Source organism: Acinetobacter sp. YH12040 (assembly GCF_013420005.1).
Taxonomy (GTDB): Bacteria; Pseudomonadota; Gammaproteobacteria; order Pseudomonadales; family Moraxellaceae; genus Acinetobacter; species Acinetobacter amyesii.
In genome coordinates, this window is record NZ_VOZB01000009.1 from 42,663 (window position 1) to 61,248 (window position 18,586).

Genomic DNA, 18,586 nt, shown 5'->3' on the forward strand with positions numbered 1-18,586 from the left:
AAAAAAGCCACCGTATTCGGTGGCTTTTTTACAACGCGCTGAATCAGTCTAGGTCTTTTGAAGCTTTATAACCATAAGAATAGTTATAGCCATAACCATAACCTGCTGAGCTACGTTGAATGTCGTTTAGAATAATACCATTGACCTTCACACCCACTTGTTCAAAGCGGTTCACGGTTAACTCTAACTCTTTTAACTGAGTTTTCGCATAACGAGCAATCACCAGATTCACGCCAGCAAATTGCGAAATAATGATACCGTCTGTCACCGCAAGTACTGGAGGTGTATCAATGATCACATGATCGAACATCGGTGAAATTAGATCTAAGAATTCTTTAAATTTACCAGAACTTAAAAGCTCAGATGGATTAGAAGGGCTCTTACCGCGAGTAATCACACTTAAATTTGGAATTTCAGTGGTTTTAATGATGCTGTCTAGATCACGCTGACCATTTAAATACTCAGAAAGGCCTGGTTGGTTATCATGATTGAAGTATTTGTTTAAATAACCACGACGTAAATCGGCATCAATAATTAAAACGCGTTTATCACTTTGCGCAAGAATCGTAGCTAAATTGGTTGAAATAAACGATTTACCGACTTCAGGCGCAGGCCCTGAAATCATGATCAGATTATTTTTTGCAGATGTCAGTGCAAAGTGAATGGCAGTACGCATACTGCGCAGGCTTTCAATCGCAATGTCATCGCTATTTTTAACCGCAAGTACAGGAATGGTCTTTTTCTTCTTCAGTAACTTGATACGACTTTCCTGAACAGGAGAACGTGGCACAGTGGCATAAACCGGAAGATCAAGGGTGTTCTCAATTTCTGAAGAATCTTTGATTCCTGAGCGTAGCATGTTACGTAGTAGTGCAAGTAATGTACCGAGGAAACCACCAAGAAAAATTGAAAGTATCAAGATTTGTAGTTTTTTTGGTGCAATTGGTTCAATAGGCTCTACGGCAGTATCCACAATACGGACATTACCAATTTCACCAGCTTTGGCAATACGAAGCTGTTGGTAAGAATTCAACAACGCTGTATAAAGTTGTTGTTTCACTTCAACTTCACGATAGAGCTGTAAATAACGACGTTGTAGGTCTGGTAATTTTTTTAAGGTGGTATTCAATTCACCAATTTTGCTATTGATTGCACCCAATTGAGCATTCATTTGTTGCATCACTGGATGTTCACTAGTGTACTTCGCAGAAGCTTCAGCAACTTTTTGCTCTAATTCAGCTTTTTGAGTTTCAAGAGTGATGCTTTGAGTTAAATATAGTTCAGATTCTTTGGTTACATCGACGGTATTAAACTCTTGACGGAATTTGTTAAATTCACGTTCTGCGACATCAAGCTGCTGTTTTAATTCAGGGAGTTGTTCGTCGAGGAATTTTAATGTTTGTGCACTTTCAGCCGAACGTCTTTCAATATTTTGATGGCTGTAGGCTGCTAAAATGGCATTTAAAACTTTTGTAATATGTTCTTTATCTTGGCCCTGATAGTTAAGGCCAAGCACGCCCGTCATTTTACCTTTTTCAGCAACAGAATAATTTGCCAAAATACTGTCAACTGCAGCAGGTAAAGACTGTTTTTGAATTAAATAGTCATCTTTGAATTGATCTTTGCTATAAATTGAGATTTCCCAAAAACCTTCTGCTGTACGCAAAGAGCTTTTTTGGTTCAATGGTGCTGTTAAAATTGTTTGTTCAGTCTGGAGGTCAATTAAAGAAAATTTATTATCTTGAAATTGGAGACCAAGGTTCTTGTCACGATATTGTGCAGGAATATCAAATTGGCGTATTTCAAAACTTTTCTCATTATCTTTGAAAACGACTGATTTATTTTTATATTCTGTGACATATTCATGCGGCGAAAATAAGCGATCAGTGAAAGAGTTTTCAGTACCCGAAATTTTTAAATCTAGATGTAAGTTTTGAATCACGGTGCCTAGAACTAAACGTGATTTAAGAATCTCAATTTCTGCTTGCGCTGGTTGTTTTTGATCAATCATATTAGAAAGATCACCTAATAAGGCAGCAGAAGCCCCTTTATTCTCTTCGACTTGTACTAAAGCATTGACTGCATAAGTGTCGGGAGTGGTTCTAAGATAAAGTAAGGCACAAACAAGACTTAAAATTACACATAATGCAATTAACTTCCACTGTGCAATCAGAGAGAAAAATAATTCCTTTAAATCAATTGTATCTTCTGTATTGGTATTTTGGCTCATAATCGTACATCAAAAGTTAAATTTGTTTAGTCCAATCTGCAATGCAAGATTGGATCAGTTCTGAGGTCTGGTCAAAAAAAGCTTGATCGTGCTGATATGGGTCAGGCACATTTTTACCTTGCCAATGGCCTAAACGAAAAGTCTTTCCTTTTGCAAATGGCCATGTTTGTTCAATATGCTTTTGTTGATTTGAACTCATGACTAAAATTAAATCTGATTTCTTGATCAGTTCAGCATTTAATTTTTGCGCAATGTGTCCACTCATATCGATGCCAATTTTTTGCATACAGTGTTGAGCTTTTTCATCTGCTGGATGTCCAACCATGCCTGAGATTCCCGCTGAATAAATATTCAGATCGGGATGATTCTTTTTCAGAAGATATTCTGCCATAGGACTTCGGCAAATATTACCTACACACACCACCAGAATATTTTTAAATAACATTATTGACCCATTCTGTCGATGTTATAGATCATATTTGAGAAAGGAATCACCTGATTGATCACGCGCTGCCAACGTGCCAAGCCAGATGCATCAACATATACAATATCGTTGCTACGCATTCTGAACTGGTTTGCGAGTCCAAAGTCACCAATACTGGTTAAATCCAAATGATAAATTTCGGTCATCGGACTATTCATATCACTACGTACTACGTAGATTTTACCTCGACTTGCAGAAAGCGAGTTTACCCCAAGACTTTCGCCCAAGACATCACTTAAACTCATTCCTTGATCACGCATTGGTAGGGATTGATTTTTACCAGATTCACCCATTACATAAATTTTCTGATTTTCGCGTGAATTGACATAAATTGTATCGTTAGGCTGTATGAGTAGATTATGTAGTGAATAGCCAGCCTTTTCTAACTGAATGCTATTTAAGTTGTAAGTTTGTCCTTGGCGTACCAAGGTAATAGACGTATTATCGCCAAATTGCGTATTCACACCGCCAGCAAGACCAAGTGCAGTATATACGCTGGTAGGTTGGTCGGTGAGATTAAATTGACCACCTTTCATTACATTACCTTGGACAGAATAACGCTGGCCTTGGTAGGAAAGAACGCGAACAATCACATCTGGAGTTTTTAAATAGCGGGCAAGTTGGCTACGTAACTCCTGATTGACTTTTGTTAGGGATTTTCCGGCAGCTTTATATCGGCCAATAATAGGGAATTGAATATAACCATTTTGGTCGATTTGGTAACCGTTTGATTTTATCGCCTCTTCATTACTAATGGTATTTGTAGGTGGCGTTATTTCCGGATATGCCCATAAATAAATGGATAAAATATCACCAGAATTTAATCGATATTGTTGTTGTTGTTGATTGAAAAGGTGAGCAAAATTTTGTTGATTAATCTGTGCGGGTTGAACGGCTGCTAAATTGTCTTGTGATAATTTGATGACATTTACAGTTGAACCTAGATCTGTTTGGAAAACACCTTCTTTTTGTAAATCATATGTTTGAAGACCTGATGTGATTGCACAACCCGTCATACCTAAACTGAGTGCTAACAAGAAGCTATAACGATAGTAACTCACTCGAAATCCTACTTATAAAAATAATTGAATTGTAAAAAAGGCAATCGCCTGATTTTTAAAATATATAACGCAGCATTTTATACTATGTAAAGTAAACATCCTAGGATTTGCTGTCAAAATGTGTTGCTACAGTGTAATGATTATTGTGTGAAATAAAACACATATTTGTTAATGAATACATAATAAATTCATTTAAGTAATTGGTGTTAAAAATCAAATATTAATATATTGGATAAAAAATAAACGTTGAATTTTGCAGTTATATTTTTTGATTACGAAAAATAATAATTCCCGAAAAATATAAGGGCTATTTCTGCTATATTATGAGGCGTTTTTCACATGATTAAATCATAAATTATAAGGCTCTGGAATGTTGCAACTCTCGGAACTAAAAATAGCAGTAATTGGGTTGGGCTATGTAGGTTTACCTTTAGCTGTTGAATTTGGTAAAAAAAGCCCAGTTGTTGGTTTTGATATCCATCAAAAAAGAATCGATGAATTAAGAAGTGGTCAAGATCACACTTTAGAAGTTTCGCCTGAAGAATTAAAAAAAGCAGAATATTTACAATTTTCAGCTGATTTGGACGATTTAAAAAAATGTAACTTCTTTATTGTGACTGTGCCAACCCCGATTGATGGTGTAAACCGACCAGATCTAACTCCGTTGCGTAAAGCAAGTGAAACGATAGGCAAAGTAATATCTAAGGGCGATGTTGTTGTTTACGAGTCGACGGTTTACCCAGGCGCAACAGAAGAAGTTTGTATTCCGGTTATTGAAAAAATATCAGGATTAAAATTTAACCAAGATTTTTACGCAGGCTATAGTCCAGAACGTATTAATCCTGGTGATAAAGTAAATACACTCACCAAGATCAAAAAAATTACCAGTGGTAGCACACCTGAGATCGCAAATTTAGTTGACGCTGTATATAGCAGTATTATCACAGCAGGCACTCATAAAGCTGCAAGTATTAAAGTCGCAGAGGCAGCTAAAGTGATTGAAAATACGCAGCGTGATTTAAACATTGCGCTAGTAAATGAGTTGTCAGTGATTTTTGATCGTCTAAATATAGATACTATAGATGTATTAGAGGCTGCTGGTAGTAAATGGAACTTCTTACCTTTCCGTCCAGGTTTGGTGGGTGGTCACTGTATTGGTGTTGACCCGTATTATTTGACACATAAAGCAGAAGAAGTGGGATATAACCCACAAGTAATTTTGGCGGGCCGCCGTATTAATGACAACATGGCGCAATATGTTGCTCAATCTACCATTAAACATATGGTTAAAAATGGAATTGATGTAACCACTGCAACTGTTGGTATCTTGGGTGTGACATTTAAAGAAAATTGCCCTGATATTCGTAACAGTAAAATTGCGGATGTCATTGCTGAATTTAAACAATGGGGCGTAAACGTTGTGGTTTGTGATCCTTGGGCAGATGCAGCAGAAGTACAGCATGAATATGGTGTTGAATTAGGTCAGGTTGACGCTGAACACCAAGTTGATAGTTTAGTCGTTGCAGTGGGTCATAATGAATTCCGTGATATGTCTGCTTTAGAATTACGTAATTTGGTGAAATCCGAAAAACCTGTCATTGCAGATGTGAAAAGTTTGTTCGATCGCGATCAATTAACTGCTCAAGGTTTTACTGTATTCCGTCTCTAATCTGAAAATTAAGAAGTTTTATAAATGAAAAAATTTGCCCTTATCGGTGCTGCTGGTTATATCGCTCCACGTCACTTAAAAGCGATTAAAGAAACAGGTAACGATTTAGCCGTTGCTATGGATGTAAACGATTCTGTTGGGATTATGGATAGTCATTTCCCTGAGGCTGAATTTTTTACTGAGTTTGAACAGTTTGAAGCCTATGTTGAAGATCAGAAGCTTAAAGGTCAGAAATTAGATTACGTTGCGATTTGCTCACCAAACTATTTACATGCGCCTCATATGAAATATGCCCTAAAAAATGGTATTGAGGTAATTTGTGAGAAGCCATTGGTTTTAAATTCAGAAGACTTAAATATGTTAGCTGAATATGAAAAACAGTATGGTGCAAAAGTAAACTCAATTCTTCAATTACGCTTACACCCATCAATTATTGCTTTACGTGATAAAGTACAAGCTGCGCCTGCTGATAAAGTATTTGATGTCGATTTAACTTATCTGACTTCACGTGGTAAATGGTATCTAAAATCGTGGAAAGGTGTAGATAAAAAATCTGGCGGCGTAGCAACCAATATTGGTGTGCATTTCTATGACATGCTGCATTTCATTTTTGGTGATATCGTTAAAAATGAAGTGCATTATCGTGATGAAAAAACTGCATCTGGCTATTTAGAATATGAACGTGCTCGTGTTCGTTGGTTCTTGTCTATCGATGCAAATAACCTGCCATCAAATGCTGTAAAAGGTGAAAAGCTAACTTACCGTAGTATTACGATTGAAAATGAAGAATTAGAATTTTCAGGCGGTTTTACAGATTTACATACGCAGAGTTATCAACGTATTTTGGAAGGCAAAGGTTACGGTGTGGAAGAAAACCGAGCAGCAATTGAAACAGTAGAAGTCATTCGTGTTGCTCCTATTGTGGAAAACCCTGCGAACCCACATCCATTATTAGCTAAAGTAAAATAAATCAGGGAATGATTATGAGTTTTTATCAACATGAAACAGCGATTGTTGATGAAGGTGCGCAAATAGGAAGCGATTCGCGAGTTTGGCATTTTGTTCACGTATGTGGCGGTGCCAAAATCGGTCAAGGCGTATCTTTAGGACAAAACGTATTCGTTGGCAACAAAGTCGTTATTGGCGACCATTGTAAAGTTCAAAATAACGTGTCGGTATACGATAACGTGACCTTGGAAGAAGGTGTATTTTGTGGACCAAGCATGGTTTTCACCAATGTGTATAACCCACGCTCTTTAATTGAACGCAAAGACCAATATCGTAATACCTTGGTTAAAAAAGGCGCAACACTGGGTGCGAACTGTACCATTGTTTGTGGTGTAACGATTGGTGAATACTCGTTTGTCGGTGCTGGTGCAGTCATTAATAAAGACGTACCGGCGTATGCATTGATGGTAGGTGTTCCAGCAAAACAAATTGGTTGGATGAGTGAGTTCGGTGAACAGTTAGATTTACCTTTAACCGGTAATGCAGAATCTGTGTGTTCCCATACAGGTGCGATATACCGATTGTCTGGTAGCACTGTAATCAAAGAACAGGCATAAACATGATTGAATTTATTGATTTAAAAGCTCAGCAAGCTCGTTTAAAAGATAAGATTGAAGCGGGTATTCAACATGTATTAACACATGGTCAATACATTTTAGGTCCTGAGGTAAAAGAGTTAGAAGAAAAACTTGCTGCTTATGTCGGTGCAAAATACTGTATTACATGTGCAAATGGTACCGATGCCTTACAAATTGCACAAATGGCGTTTGGTATCGGTCCGGGTGATGAAGTGATTACGCCCGGATTTACCTATATTGCAACAGCTGAAACAGTTGCAATATTGGGTGCGACGCCTGTCTATGTCGATGTCAATCCAAATACATATAATTTGGATGTTGAACAATTAGAGGCAGCGATAACCCCGCGTACGAAAGCAATTATTCCAGTAAGCTTGTACGGTCAATGCGCTGATTTTGATGCAATCAATGCAATTGCAGCGAAATATAATATTCCTGTTATTGAGGATGCAGCGCAAAGCTTTGGTGCAACCTATAAAGGTCGTAAAAGTTGTAACTTAACTACTGTGGCTTGTACAAGTTTCTTCCCAAGTAAGCCTTTAGGTTGCTATGGGGACGGTGGTGCGATTTTTACCAATGATGATGAACTGGCAAAAGTGATTCGCCAAATTGCACGACATGGTCAAGACCGTCGTTATCATCACATTCGTGTAGGTATGAATAGTCGTTTGGATACATTACAAGCTGCCATTCTTTTGCCAAAACTTGAAATTTTGGATGAAGAAATGCAAGCGCGTCAGCGTGTAGCAGAAACCTATACCAAACTGTTTAATGAAGCGGGTGTTAATACTACACCATGTATTGAAGCACATAATCAGAGTGCATGGGCGCAATATACCATTCAAGTTGAAAACCGTGATGCTGTGCAAGCGAAGCTGAAAGAGCAGGGTATTCCTACAGCGGTACATTATCCAATCCCATTGAATAAGCAGCCAGCAGTTGCCAATGCGAATGTAAGCCTACCAGTAGGTGATGCAATTGCTGAGCGCGTGATGAGTTTGCCAATGCATCCTTATTTGACTGCAGAAGCTCAAGAAAAAATTGTTGCGGCACTTTTGAGTAAATAGTTGTGAAAAGCCTTCTTGATAAAGTTAATGCAAAGTTAAATGCACAGGGAGGCTTTTTAAAAGCAGTATCTGTTTTGGTTGGAGGTACTGCTTTTGCTCAACTAATTAGCTTATTATGCCTGCCATTTATAACTAGATTATATACTCCTGATGATTTTGCAATATTTTCTGTCTATTTAGCATCTGTATCTATTTTGGCAGTTGGTGCCTGCTTTCGATTTGAGATAGCTATAACAATTCAGGAAAAAGATGAAGATGCAATAGCTTTGGTAGTTTTGTCAATTATTTGCAATATTTTGCTTACTATGATAATCGCTCTTACACTATTTCTATGGGGAGAAAATATTTTAAAAAGCTTTAATAAACTTGAACTATTAAGGTATTTATGGGCTATACCCTTGGGGGTTTTTTTATCAGGAGTGTATTCCTCTTTACAGTATTGGAATGTAAGAAGAAAAAAATATACGCTTATAGCGAAAACTAGATTAGTACAATCTGTATCATCTTCATCAGTTCAAATCTTAAGTGGTTCTTTAAATGCAGGAAGTGTAGGATTAATATATGGTCAGTTATTTAATTTTATTGGGGGTGGGGTAAGGCTAATTTACTTCTTTTTTAGTGAAAATAAAGAAAAATTAAGACAGATAACTAAATATAGTTTAATAGATGTCTTTATTAAAAATAAAAATTATCCTAAATATTCATTAATAGAAGGCCTTTTAAGTAGTATAAGTATTCATTTGCCTATAATAATAATTTTTCTAACAGTTTCTGGAGAAAAAACAGGATATTTGATGTTGGCTATGAAAATCATGGCTATACCTATTATGTTAATAGGAAATGCTATATCTCAAATATATTTGTCTGATGCAAGAAATGAAGCTTTAAAAGGAAATTTATTTTCTTTTACATTTGCTATCATTAAAAAATTAATATTTTTAGGAGTGATGCCTTTAATATTAATAGGGATTTTATCTCCTTACTTATTTCCACTAATTTTTGGAAAAGAATGGGCTGGTTCAGGTAGTATAGTACTTTTACTCTTACCATGGTTTATTTTTCAACTGTTAACATCCCCCCTTTCTATGGCACTTCATGTTCTAAATAAACAAAAAGTTGCAATGTGTTTACATATATTTGGTTTTCTATTAAGAATTATAGGTTTATTGATTTTCTCAAAAAAATTTCCATCTTTATCAATTGAATATTTTGCATGCTCAAGCTTTATCTTTTACATCATATTTTTTTTGGTAATTATGTATTTTGTTAGACTAAATAAGAGTGTGATTTATAATGATGCTAAATAAAAAAACTATAATTTCTTTGTTGTTGTCTGTGACTTTATTGTGTTTCGCTAAACCATTTTTTACTTGGTTTAATGCATATGTTATTGTTGTCCCAGTTCTTGTTTTATTACTATTTGCTATTTTTAATAATTTTTTAATTATTAGGAAGTTGGATTTAAATTTTATAATTTTATTCGTATTGTTAGCTTTAATTTTTATTCCATTTAGAGAGTTTGATATATTTAGTTTATATAATTTAGTTCTGGTTTTTTTAGTTTTTTTGGTTTTTTTAATGGATGGAGAGGTGGTTTATAAGGCTGCTAATAATTTTATTAATATAATGGCTGCTATTTCTATTTTTACAATTATTTCATATGTATTTTTGACCTTTAATATTCCTTTTCCTCATATTTATATAAATAATGAGGCTAGAACAGATAGAGCTTTTATTTATTTTTCAGCAGTTTTCTTAGATTCTCAAGCTTTTAATGTTGGAGGTCTAAATATTTATCGTGCAAATGGGTGGTTTCAGGAGCCAGGACATTTTGGTATATATTTAGCTATGGCATTAATTCTAATGGAAAAGACATTTACTAGTTTTAAGGGTAAAATCATAACGATTGCTTTATTCCTAACATTTTCGTCCTCTGCCTATATATTGTATTTTTTGATTTTATTTTTAAAGAACTTAAAATCAACTAAAATAGTTATTCCAATTATTTTAATTTTTATTAGTTGTTTGTCTTATTTGTATATACCTTTTATTACTTCGTTAATGGATAACTTGTTTTTTTATAAGTTTCAAACAGATTCTGTCCTAGAAGATAGATCCCGAGGGGGGGATTATTTGGGGGAAATTAGTTTAAGTAATTATTTTTGGGGTAAAGGTTTTGAGTTTTTGTCATTAAATGATATTCTAATTAGCGACTATAGAAGATTTATTGTGTCTTCAGGTTTTATATCTTTATTTTTTCTATTTATTTTTTTTATGTTGATATGTTTTAATGCTATTAAAAACAAAAATACTATTTTATTGTGTACTCTATTAACTGTTTTTGTGATTTTCCTCCACAGGAGTTGGATGTTATATCAGGGCTTTGTGTGGATATATTTAACAATGATAATGGTGTTATCGAAGTATCTAAAAGCTAAGTAGAGGAATTTTTATGAAAGCAAAATCAATATTATTTTTATCTGGAATTGATTTTAAAGATAAATCGATACAAGTTATATATAAAACACCGGAAGCCTATATAAAAAATGGTTATGATGTTAATTACATTGTATATCGTGATAACTCGAAAAAAGGTAATTATTTTTATGAGAAAGAAAAAAAACTTGAAGGCGGTAATTTGAAAAGATTTTATTGGCCTTTTCCCAATTTAAGAGCAAGTAATAATAGATTTATTTCTCTTTTATTTACAAAGTTAAGTTCTATATTAGTTGTTTTTCTTCTTTTTGTTAAAGGGCTAGTATTTCTTTTAAAAAATAAAGATTGTAAAATTATTTATGGCTATGAAATGCAAGGTGTATTAGCTTCAAATATATTAAAATTATTTTTTAAAAATAAAAAATATATTTCTAGGTTTCAAGGTGTCTACTATATTAAAGAACATTTTTTGCACAGACGTTACTTTAATCTAATCTTTAATTTAGATACTCTATTGGCTTTATGGTTACCCTCAGATCTTATGATTATGACAAATGATGGTACTCAAGGTGATAAAGTTTTAAAAAAAATTAAATCTAAATCTTTAAAAAACTTTTTATTTATATCGAATGGTGTTAATAAAGTTTCTGAATCTAACTTAGATAGTTGTAATCTAGATTTAGATTTTAATTATTTTATCTTAGTTTCTAGGCTCACTAAGATTAAAAGAGTTCACTTGTTAATTGAAGCTTTTAGCTTATTTGAGTTTAAAAATAAATTTAAATATAAGTTTGTTATAGTAGGAGATGGGCCAGACCTTGATTATCTTAAAAACCTAGTATTGAATTATAATATAGAGAGATTTTTCTGTTTTTTAGGTGCTGTAGATAATGCGAAAATATATCCGCTTTTAAAATCATCAAAAGGTATTTTTAGCTTATATGAATCTTCAAATATTGGTAATCCTTTTTTTGAAGCAATGCAATGTGGAACTCCTATGATAGCTGTAAATAATGGAGATACAGGTCTATATATTAAGGACGGTTTAAATGGCTTGTTAATTAGTGAGGATAGGATTATCCCGGATTTATTATTGATTTTTGACAAAATTATTAATAATGAAATTGATTTTAATAAATTATCTTCTAATTCTCTAGAGTTTAGCCAAAATAGTATTTTAACATGGGAGCAAAGATTCGATATAGAGCTAGAAAGAGTGAATAGCTTATGAAAATAGTATTGCTTGCAGGCGCAAATAGTATTCATACTATTAAATGGGCTAATGGGTTGCAGGAAGCTGGGTTACAGGTCTTCTTGATCAGTCAACATCCATTAATGCATAATTTAGATCAAAGAGTTAAATATTACGAATTACCTTTTAAAGGTAATTTAGGATATTTTACGATGGTTTCGAAAGTAAAAAAATTAATCAACGAAATCAAACCAGATATTATCAATGCACATTATGCCAGTGGCTATGGAACTACAGCAAGGTTAATTGGGTTCCATCCATATGTACTTTCTGTTTGGGGAAGTGATATTTTTTTGTTTCCTAAGAAATCATTTATTCATAAATGGCTTGTAAAAAAGAATCTTTTAAGTGCGGATACTGTAGCTTCAACTAGCCAATGTATGGCAGTTGAAACTTCTAAATTGATTAAACTGAATAAGCCTATTGAAATTACCCCCTTTGGTGTTGATGAATCAGTTTTTTATAACAACCGAATTTACAAACAATCAGGCTTTATCTCTGAAAATAAGATTGTTATAGGGACAGTTAAATCTTTAAAGCCTGTGTATGGAATAGATATTCTTATAGAGGCTTTCGCTTTACTGCATTCGAAATTATGTAAAAGTAAACCAGAAGTAGCGCAAGCGTTATGTTTACGCATTGTTGGTGGTGGTGACGAGTTAGTTAATCTCACTAAACTCGCAGAGCGCTTAAATATTCGTGAGTTTATAGAGTTTGTAGGGCAAGTTGAATATTCACGAGTACCACAAGAATTAGCAAAATTAGATATTTACGTAGCATTAAGCCGAAGTGAGAGTTTTGGCGTAGCAATACTTGAAGCAGGGCTAAATCAATGTCCTGTGATTGTTTCTAATGTTGGGGGACTACCAGAATTAGTTATTGATCATGAGACTGGGATTATTGTGGAGAGTGAGAATATTACTCAAGCAGCGGATGCCATGTATGAATTGATTACACAACCACAATTAATTGCTGAATATGGTAAAAACGCTCAAAAGCAGGTCTTAGAAAATTATATTTGGAAATCCTGCATTACTCAAATGATCCATGTTTTAGAGTCAACAGTAAGCAAGTTTAAAAAAGGTGAGTTATGAATACATCTAAAACCATTTGGCTCATCAACCAATATAGCTCAACACCTGAAACAGCAATGGGCGGAAGACATTATTATCTTGCGCAGGAATTAGCAAAAAAAGGATATAAAGTTTATTTAATTGCGGGGCGATATAGTCATTTACTACGTCAACCGAAGCAATTTTCAGAACCATATCTGTTAGAAAAAATTGATAAAAATTTTACCTTCGTCTGGGTGAATTTACCAGAATACCAAGAAGCTCACAGCAAACAACGTGTGCTGAATTGGTTTAAATTTTCTTGGGCACTGACAAAATTGACATCAGTTATTACTGACCGACCTGATGCAATTTTGTATTCATCTCCTTCACCTATTGGTTACTTAGGAGCTAAGCATCTTGCAAATAAATTTAAATCTAAATTTATTTTTGAAGTTCGTGATATTTGGCCTTTGACATTAATAGAGCTCGGTGGGCATTCTCCCAAGCATCCATTTGTTAGATTCATGCAGTGGATTGAAGATAGAGCATACCAAAAGTCAGACTATGTATTCTCTAATCTCTTCAATGCTGTAGAACATATGACGAGTAGGGGGCTAAACCCTAAAAAATTTAATTGGATTCCAAATGGAATATCAATAAATGAGGTCATTCATAAAGAAAATTTGTCTGTAGAAGTTTTATCACAGTTACCAAAGAATAAATTTATTGTTGGCTATACAGGTACAATAGGTGTAGCAAATGCGATAGATGATTTAATTGATGCTGCTAAATTATTGTTGGCGTATAAAGATATTCATTTCGTACTTGTCGGTTCAGGGAAAGAAAAACAGCATTTGGTTCAAAAGGCATTAGATTTAGGATTGGATAATATTACGTTTATTGATGCCATTCCCAAGAAGCAAATTCAATCGATGTTAAGTACATTTGATATCTGTTATATAGGCTGGCAAAAAAATTCACTTTATCGCTTTGGTATAGCACCGAATAAGCTGCCTGAGTATCTTTTTTCAGCTAAACCAGTGATTCATGCCTTTTCTGGAAAAGGCGACATTGTTGAACTGGCAGATGCAGGTTTAACTATCGATGCCGAAAATCCTGCATTGATTGCGGAATCAATCTTGCAGTTATACCATTTACCTGAACACCAGCGCCAAGACATGGGGCTACGTGGGAAGGAATACGTTTTACAACATTTAGATTATTCCAAAATTGCAACCAAACTTGAAAGTATTGTTTTTCCAAAGTGATTCCAATTAATGAAAAGATTGCTTGATATTATTATTGCCTCTATTGCACTTATTCTGCTTTCCCCTCTATATGCATACGTTGCTTATAAAGTGAAAAAAAATCTAGGTTCGCCGGTGTTGTTTCGTCAAGTTCGTCCAGGGCTCAATGGTAAGCCATTTGAAATGATCAAATTCCGCACCATGAAAGATGCAGTAGACGCACAAGGTAATCCGCTACCCGATAGTGAACGCTTGACCCCATTTGGCAAAATGCTGCGTTCAACCAGTTTGGATGAAATGCCAGAGCTATGGAACGTGATTAAAGGTGATATGAGTGTGGTTGGCCCACGTCCATTACTTATGGAATATTTGCCTTTATATAATGAAGAACAGGCAAAACGCCATAATGTGCGCCCAGGCATGACGGGTCATGCCCAAGTGAATGGGCGTAATGCTATTAGCTGGGAAGAAAAATTCAAGCTGGACACATGGTATGTTGAAAACCAGTCCATCTGGCTCGACTTTAAAATCATGTTGAAAACTGTGCAAAAGGTTATTGCTAAAGATGACATTAGTGCAGAAGGTGAGGCAACCATGACTCGCTTTACAGGATCGAAACATAAGGATAAAGAATAATGTCGAATAAATTGATTGGTGTTTACGGTGCAAGCGGATTTGGTAAAGAAGTCATGCCACTAGTACGTGCGCAATTTACTGAATTAAATAAAGAACATTTTGTATTTATTGATGACGGTCAGGCAAATACAGATTTAAACGGATATAAAGTACTAAGCTACACGGATTTTATCAATGATTCTAAAACCGATAAACATGTGACAATTGCAATCGCAAATAGCCTAGTACGTGAAAAATTGGTAGCTCGTTTAAATCAGGACAATGTTCAACATTTAGAAATTCAAGCGGCGAATACGGTTATTCTAGATGAAGTTGAAATAGGTGAAGGCAGTCTACTGTGTCCTTTTACATGTATTACTTCAAATATTAAAATTGGTAAATTCTTCCATGCCAACATTTATAGCTATGTTGCGCATGATTGCGTTATTGGTGACTATGTCACATTTGCACCAGGTGTAAAATGCAATGGCAATATTCACATTGAAGATCATGCCTATATTGGTACTGGTGCGGTGATCAAACAAGGTACCCCAGACAAACCATTAGTGATTGGTAAAGGTGCTGTGGTTGGTATGGGGGCAGTCGTGACTAAAAGTGTTCCCGCAGGTGTTATTGTTGTAGGTAATCCAGCCCGAATTTTAGAGAAGAAATAAAGATTTTTAAAAAATCAATTTAGGAAATAGATATGTTAAACACTGCATTTGAACCGTGGCCAAGCTTTACGCAAGAAGAGGCAGATGCTGTATCAAAAGTATTACTGTCAAATAAAGTAAACTATTGGACGGGTCAAGAATGCCGTGAATTTGAAAAAGAATTTGCCGCTTTTGCAGAAACTCAATATGCCGTAGCTTTGGCAAACGGTACGGTTGCGCTTGATGTTGCATTAAAAGCCTTGGGCATTGGAGCAGGGGATGACGTGATTGTGACTTCACGTACGTTCTTAGCATCTGCAAGCTCTATTGTTACCGCTGGTGCAAACCCTATATTTGCAGATGTAGAGTTAGATTCGCAAAATATATCTGCGCGTACAATCGAAGCTGTTTTAACACCAAATACTAAAGCAATTATCTGTGTACATTTGGCGGGTTGGATGTGTGATATGGATCCAATCATGCAGCTAGCGCACGATAAAGGCATTTATGTTATTGAAGACTGTGCACAGGCACACGGCGCAAAATACAAAGGGAAATCTGCGGGTTCTATTGGACACATTGGTGCTTGGTCTTTCTGTCAGGATAAGATCATGACCACTGGCGGTGAAGGCGGCATGGTTACCACTAATGACGAAGCCTTATGGAAAAAAATGTGGTCATACAAAGACCATGGTAAAAACTTTGACAGCATTTATAACAAGCAGCACCCGCCAGGTTTCCGCTGGTTACATGATTCGTTTGGCACCAACTGGCGCATGATGGAAATGCAAGCAGTCATTGGGCGTATTCAGTTGAAAAAAATGGCTGAATGGACCAAGGTCCGTAATGAAAACATGCAGAAAATCTATGCAGCCTTTGCTGAAACACCATATATAACTGTCTCACAGCCAAGTGAGGAATATGTACATGCAGCATATAAATGTTATGTTCAAGTGAATCCAGAGCATTTACCTGAAGGTTGGTCACGTGATCGCATTATGAATGAAATCACGGCACAAGGTGTCCCATGCTTTAGTGGTTCATGCTCTGAGGTTTATTTAGAACATGCTTTTGATGGAACGCCTTGGCGCCCTGAACAGCGTTTACCAAATGCACAAAAACTTGGAGAAACTAGTCTGATGTTTATTGTGCATCCAACCTTAAGTGAAAGTAGTTTAAGTACAACAATTCACGCAATTCAAAGTGTACTTTCAAAAATTTAATTCATTTTCTGTGTGGCGAGTCTCAGTAATTGAACTCGCTTACATTTTTACATTTGTTTAAAAATGCTAGATCGACTAAAAACATTTTTAGTTCAATTATATAAATAGCATAGAGAAGACTAATCCTGTGAAATCAGTCATTATGCCCTTGGTGAATTCTCCTCGATACGCCAAACAATTATTTTTAGTAATTTTAGATTTTTTAGCGTTTCCAGTTCTCATCTGGTTTTGTTATGCGTTACGTGAATTTAATTTAGGGGCTGAAGTTGTTCCTAATATCGCATACGGCTCACTTTGGGTAAGTACTCTTGCTGTAGCTATGTCACTCATTTGTGGACTTTATCATTTTATTGTTCGTACATTTAATGAAGTTTTTTTTACGCGTTTAGCAATTGCTACAGGATTAACAATCTTAGGTTTATACGCTTTAGCGTACTGTAGTCATGCATTTATACCCACTTCAATTCCATTGATGTTTGGTTTTTTAATGTTTGCTTGGGTGTGGTTTAGTCGTAGCGCAATTCGTTTTATCGTGAGAGCTAGTTTACAAACGAATATGCCCAAAAGAAAAATTGTGATTTATGGTGCAGGTTACGCAGGTCAACAAATTGCGGCTATGCTAAATCGTTCTGATGAGCATTTTCCATTATTTTTTATCGATGATGATGAGTCACTTACAGGGCAAATTATTGGTGGTTTAAAGGTTTATAATGCCGAACAAGCACTTAAGCATCTTGATCAAGAAAAAGTAGATGAAATCTTAATTGCATTACCCTCTGTAGGACGTACACGTAAAAGTGAAATTGTGAAGTTCTTAGAGCCAGCGCATATTAAAATTACTGAAATTCCTGGCTTAACGAAATTGGTCGATGGTGATATCCATGTTTCCGATATTCGTGAAATTGATATTATTGATTTATTGGGTCGTGACCCTGTACCTCCAGTTCCTGAATTACTGGCGAAAAACATCCAGAATAAAGTCGTGATGGTAACAGGAGCAGGAGGCTCAATTGGGTCGGAGTTGTGTCGGCAAATTATTAAAAACCATCCACAAAAATTAGTAATATTTGAACTCACTGAGTTTGCACTATATAGCATTGATAAAGAGCTACGTCTGAATTGTAATATTGAAATTATTCCAATTTTAGGAACAGTATTAGATGAAGCTAAACTTGAGCGAGTCATTGAACAATACCACGTGCAAACCGTTTATCATGCAGCAGCTTATAAACATGTCCCCTTAGTTGAATGTAATCCTTTAGCAGGATTAAAAAATAACTCTGTGGGTACAGCTTTTAGTGTAAATGCAGCTGTTAAAAAAGGCGTGGAAACCTTTGTATTGATTTCAACTGATAAAGCAGTCCGCCCAACCAATGTGATGGGTGCTTCGAAGCGAATGGCAGAGCTATATTGCCAAGCAATGGCTGAGGCGCAAAATCAAACACAAATTAGTATTGTGCGTTTTGGTAATGTTCTAGGTTCTTCAGGTTCGGTCGTACCTTTATTTAAACAGCAAATTGCCAAAGGTGGCCCGATTACCGTTACACATCCTGATGTCACTCGTTACTTCATGACAATACCCGAAGCATCACAATTGGTTATTCAGGCTGGAGCTCTCGGCACAGGTGGTGATGTATTTTTGTTAGATATGGGAGATCCTGTTCGAATTCAGGATTTAGCACGTCAAATGATCGCTTTAAGCGGTTTAAAAGTTCGTGAAGAAGGAACGGATATCGGTGATATAGCAATTCATTATTCTGGACTACGTCCTGGTGAGAAATTGTATGAAGAGTTATTGATTGATCAGGAAGATACTCAAGTGACGGATCATAGTCGTATTCTTCGTTCATTTGAAAAGCATTATCCGCTTGAGGAATTACTGCCTATTTTTGAGCGAATTTATAACTTAACTGCAATTGAAGCCGATGTTAATTGGGCATTGGAGCAATTGGAGTTCTATGTTGATGGTTATATCCGTGGCAAAGAAATAAAAGTGAACTAATATCAT

The 18,586-nt window shown here is 35.4% G+C and carries 16 protein-coding genes; 13 read left to right on the forward strand and 3 right to left on the reverse strand.

Annotated elements, in window-relative coordinates:
- Positions 1–43: 43 nt before the first annotated feature.
- Genes FTT99_RS11325 through FTT99_RS11335 form a run of 3 tightly spaced genes read right to left on the reverse strand, consistent with a single transcriptional unit; the run spans position 44 to position 3,730 of the window.
- Positions 44–2,230: a polysaccharide biosynthesis tyrosine autokinase gene (locus FTT99_RS11325; protein ID WP_180161463.1), complete on the reverse strand. Its 2,187-nt coding sequence runs from the start codon at positions 2,228–2,230 to the stop codon at positions 44–46.
- Positions 2,231–2,246: 16 nt separating this feature from the next.
- Positions 2,247–2,675: a low molecular weight protein-tyrosine-phosphatase gene (locus FTT99_RS11330; RefSeq protein WP_078194091.1), complete on the reverse strand. Its 429-nt coding sequence runs from the start codon at positions 2,673–2,675 to the stop codon at positions 2,247–2,249.
- On the reverse strand, positions 2,675–3,730 hold the full coding sequence (locus tag FTT99_RS11335; RefSeq protein ID WP_180161510.1) for a polysaccharide biosynthesis/export family protein: 1,056 nt from the start codon (positions 3,728–3,730) through the stop codon (positions 2,675–2,677). Before FTT99_RS11335 ends, FTT99_RS11330 begins: the two co-directional genes overlap by 1 nt.
- Positions 3,731–4,148: 418 nt before the next feature.
- On the opposite strand from FTT99_RS11335, the gene tviB reads away from it, so the two are divergent.
- From tviB to FTT99_RS11400, 13 genes are all read left to right on the forward strand, one after another.
- Positions 4,149–5,444 (forward strand): Vi polysaccharide biosynthesis UDP-N-acetylglucosamine C-6 dehydrogenase TviB, encoded by a 1,296-nt coding sequence (gene tviB / locus FTT99_RS11340; RefSeq protein ID WP_180128575.1) that lies wholly within the window; start codon positions 4,149–4,151, stop codon positions 5,442–5,444.
- Positions 5,445–5,468: 24 nt separating this feature from the next.
- Positions 5,469–6,413 (forward strand): Gfo/Idh/MocA family protein, encoded by a 945-nt coding sequence (locus FTT99_RS11345; protein ID WP_180153051.1) that lies wholly within the window; start codon positions 5,469–5,471, stop codon positions 6,411–6,413.
- Between the two features lie 14 nt (positions 6,414–6,427).
- On the forward strand, positions 6,428–7,009 hold the full coding sequence (gene wbpD, locus FTT99_RS11350) for a UDP-2-acetamido-3-amino-2,3-dideoxy-D-glucuronate N-acetyltransferase (protein WP_078194089.1): 582 nt from the start codon (positions 6,428–6,430) through the stop codon (positions 7,007–7,009).
- Positions 7,010–7,011: 2 nt separating this feature from the next.
- Positions 7,012–8,097, forward strand: a complete 1,086-nt coding sequence (locus FTT99_RS11355; RefSeq protein WP_180161465.1) for a DegT/DnrJ/EryC1/StrS aminotransferase family protein — start codon at positions 7,012–7,014, stop codon at positions 8,095–8,097.
- A gap of 2 nt (positions 8,098–8,099) precedes the next feature.
- Positions 8,100–9,404 carry an oligosaccharide flippase family protein gene (locus FTT99_RS11360; protein ID WP_180161467.1) on the forward strand — a complete coding sequence of 435 codons (1,305 nt, stop codon included), beginning with the start codon at positions 8,100–8,102 and terminating at the stop codon, positions 9,402–9,404.
- Positions 9,391–10,539, forward strand: coding sequence for a hypothetical protein (locus tag FTT99_RS11365; protein WP_180161469.1), 1,149 nt, complete (start codon positions 9,391–9,393; stop codon positions 10,537–10,539). Before FTT99_RS11360 ends, FTT99_RS11365 begins: the two co-directional genes overlap by 14 nt.
- 10 nt (positions 10,540–10,549) lie before the next feature.
- Positions 10,550–11,764: a glycosyltransferase gene (locus FTT99_RS11370; protein ID WP_180161471.1), complete on the forward strand. Its 1,215-nt coding sequence runs from the start codon at positions 10,550–10,552 to the stop codon at positions 11,762–11,764.
- On the forward strand, positions 11,761–12,879 hold the full coding sequence (locus FTT99_RS11375) for a glycosyltransferase (RefSeq protein WP_180161473.1): 1,119 nt from the start codon (positions 11,761–11,763) through the stop codon (positions 12,877–12,879). The genes FTT99_RS11370 and FTT99_RS11375 overlap by 4 nt, the downstream gene beginning before the upstream one ends.
- The gene (locus FTT99_RS11380) at positions 12,876–14,108 is read left to right on the forward strand and encodes a glycosyltransferase family 4 protein (RefSeq protein ID WP_180161475.1); all 1,233 of its coding nucleotides are present in this window, start codon (positions 12,876–12,878) and stop codon (positions 14,106–14,108) included. The genes FTT99_RS11375 and FTT99_RS11380 overlap by 4 nt, the downstream gene beginning before the upstream one ends.
- A 9-nt stretch (positions 14,109–14,117) precedes the next feature.
- Positions 14,118–14,723 carry a sugar transferase gene (locus FTT99_RS11385; RefSeq protein ID WP_078194082.1) on the forward strand — a complete coding sequence of 202 codons (606 nt, stop codon included), beginning with the start codon at positions 14,118–14,120 and terminating at the stop codon, positions 14,721–14,723.
- On the forward strand, positions 14,723–15,376 hold the full coding sequence (locus tag FTT99_RS11390; RefSeq protein WP_180161477.1) for an acetyltransferase: 654 nt from the start codon (positions 14,723–14,725) through the stop codon (positions 15,374–15,376). The genes FTT99_RS11385 and FTT99_RS11390 overlap by 1 nt, the downstream gene beginning before the upstream one ends.
- A gap of 32 nt (positions 15,377–15,408) precedes the next feature.
- Positions 15,409–16,578: a DegT/DnrJ/EryC1/StrS aminotransferase family protein gene (locus tag FTT99_RS11395; RefSeq protein ID WP_078194080.1), complete on the forward strand. Its 1,170-nt coding sequence runs from the start codon at positions 15,409–15,411 to the stop codon at positions 16,576–16,578.
- A gap of 127 nt (positions 16,579–16,705) precedes the next feature.
- Positions 16,706–18,580, forward strand: coding sequence for a nucleoside-diphosphate sugar epimerase/dehydratase (locus tag FTT99_RS11400; protein ID WP_180161479.1), 1,875 nt, complete (start codon positions 16,706–16,708; stop codon positions 18,578–18,580).
- The last annotated feature ends 6 nt before the right edge of the window (positions 18,581–18,586 follow it).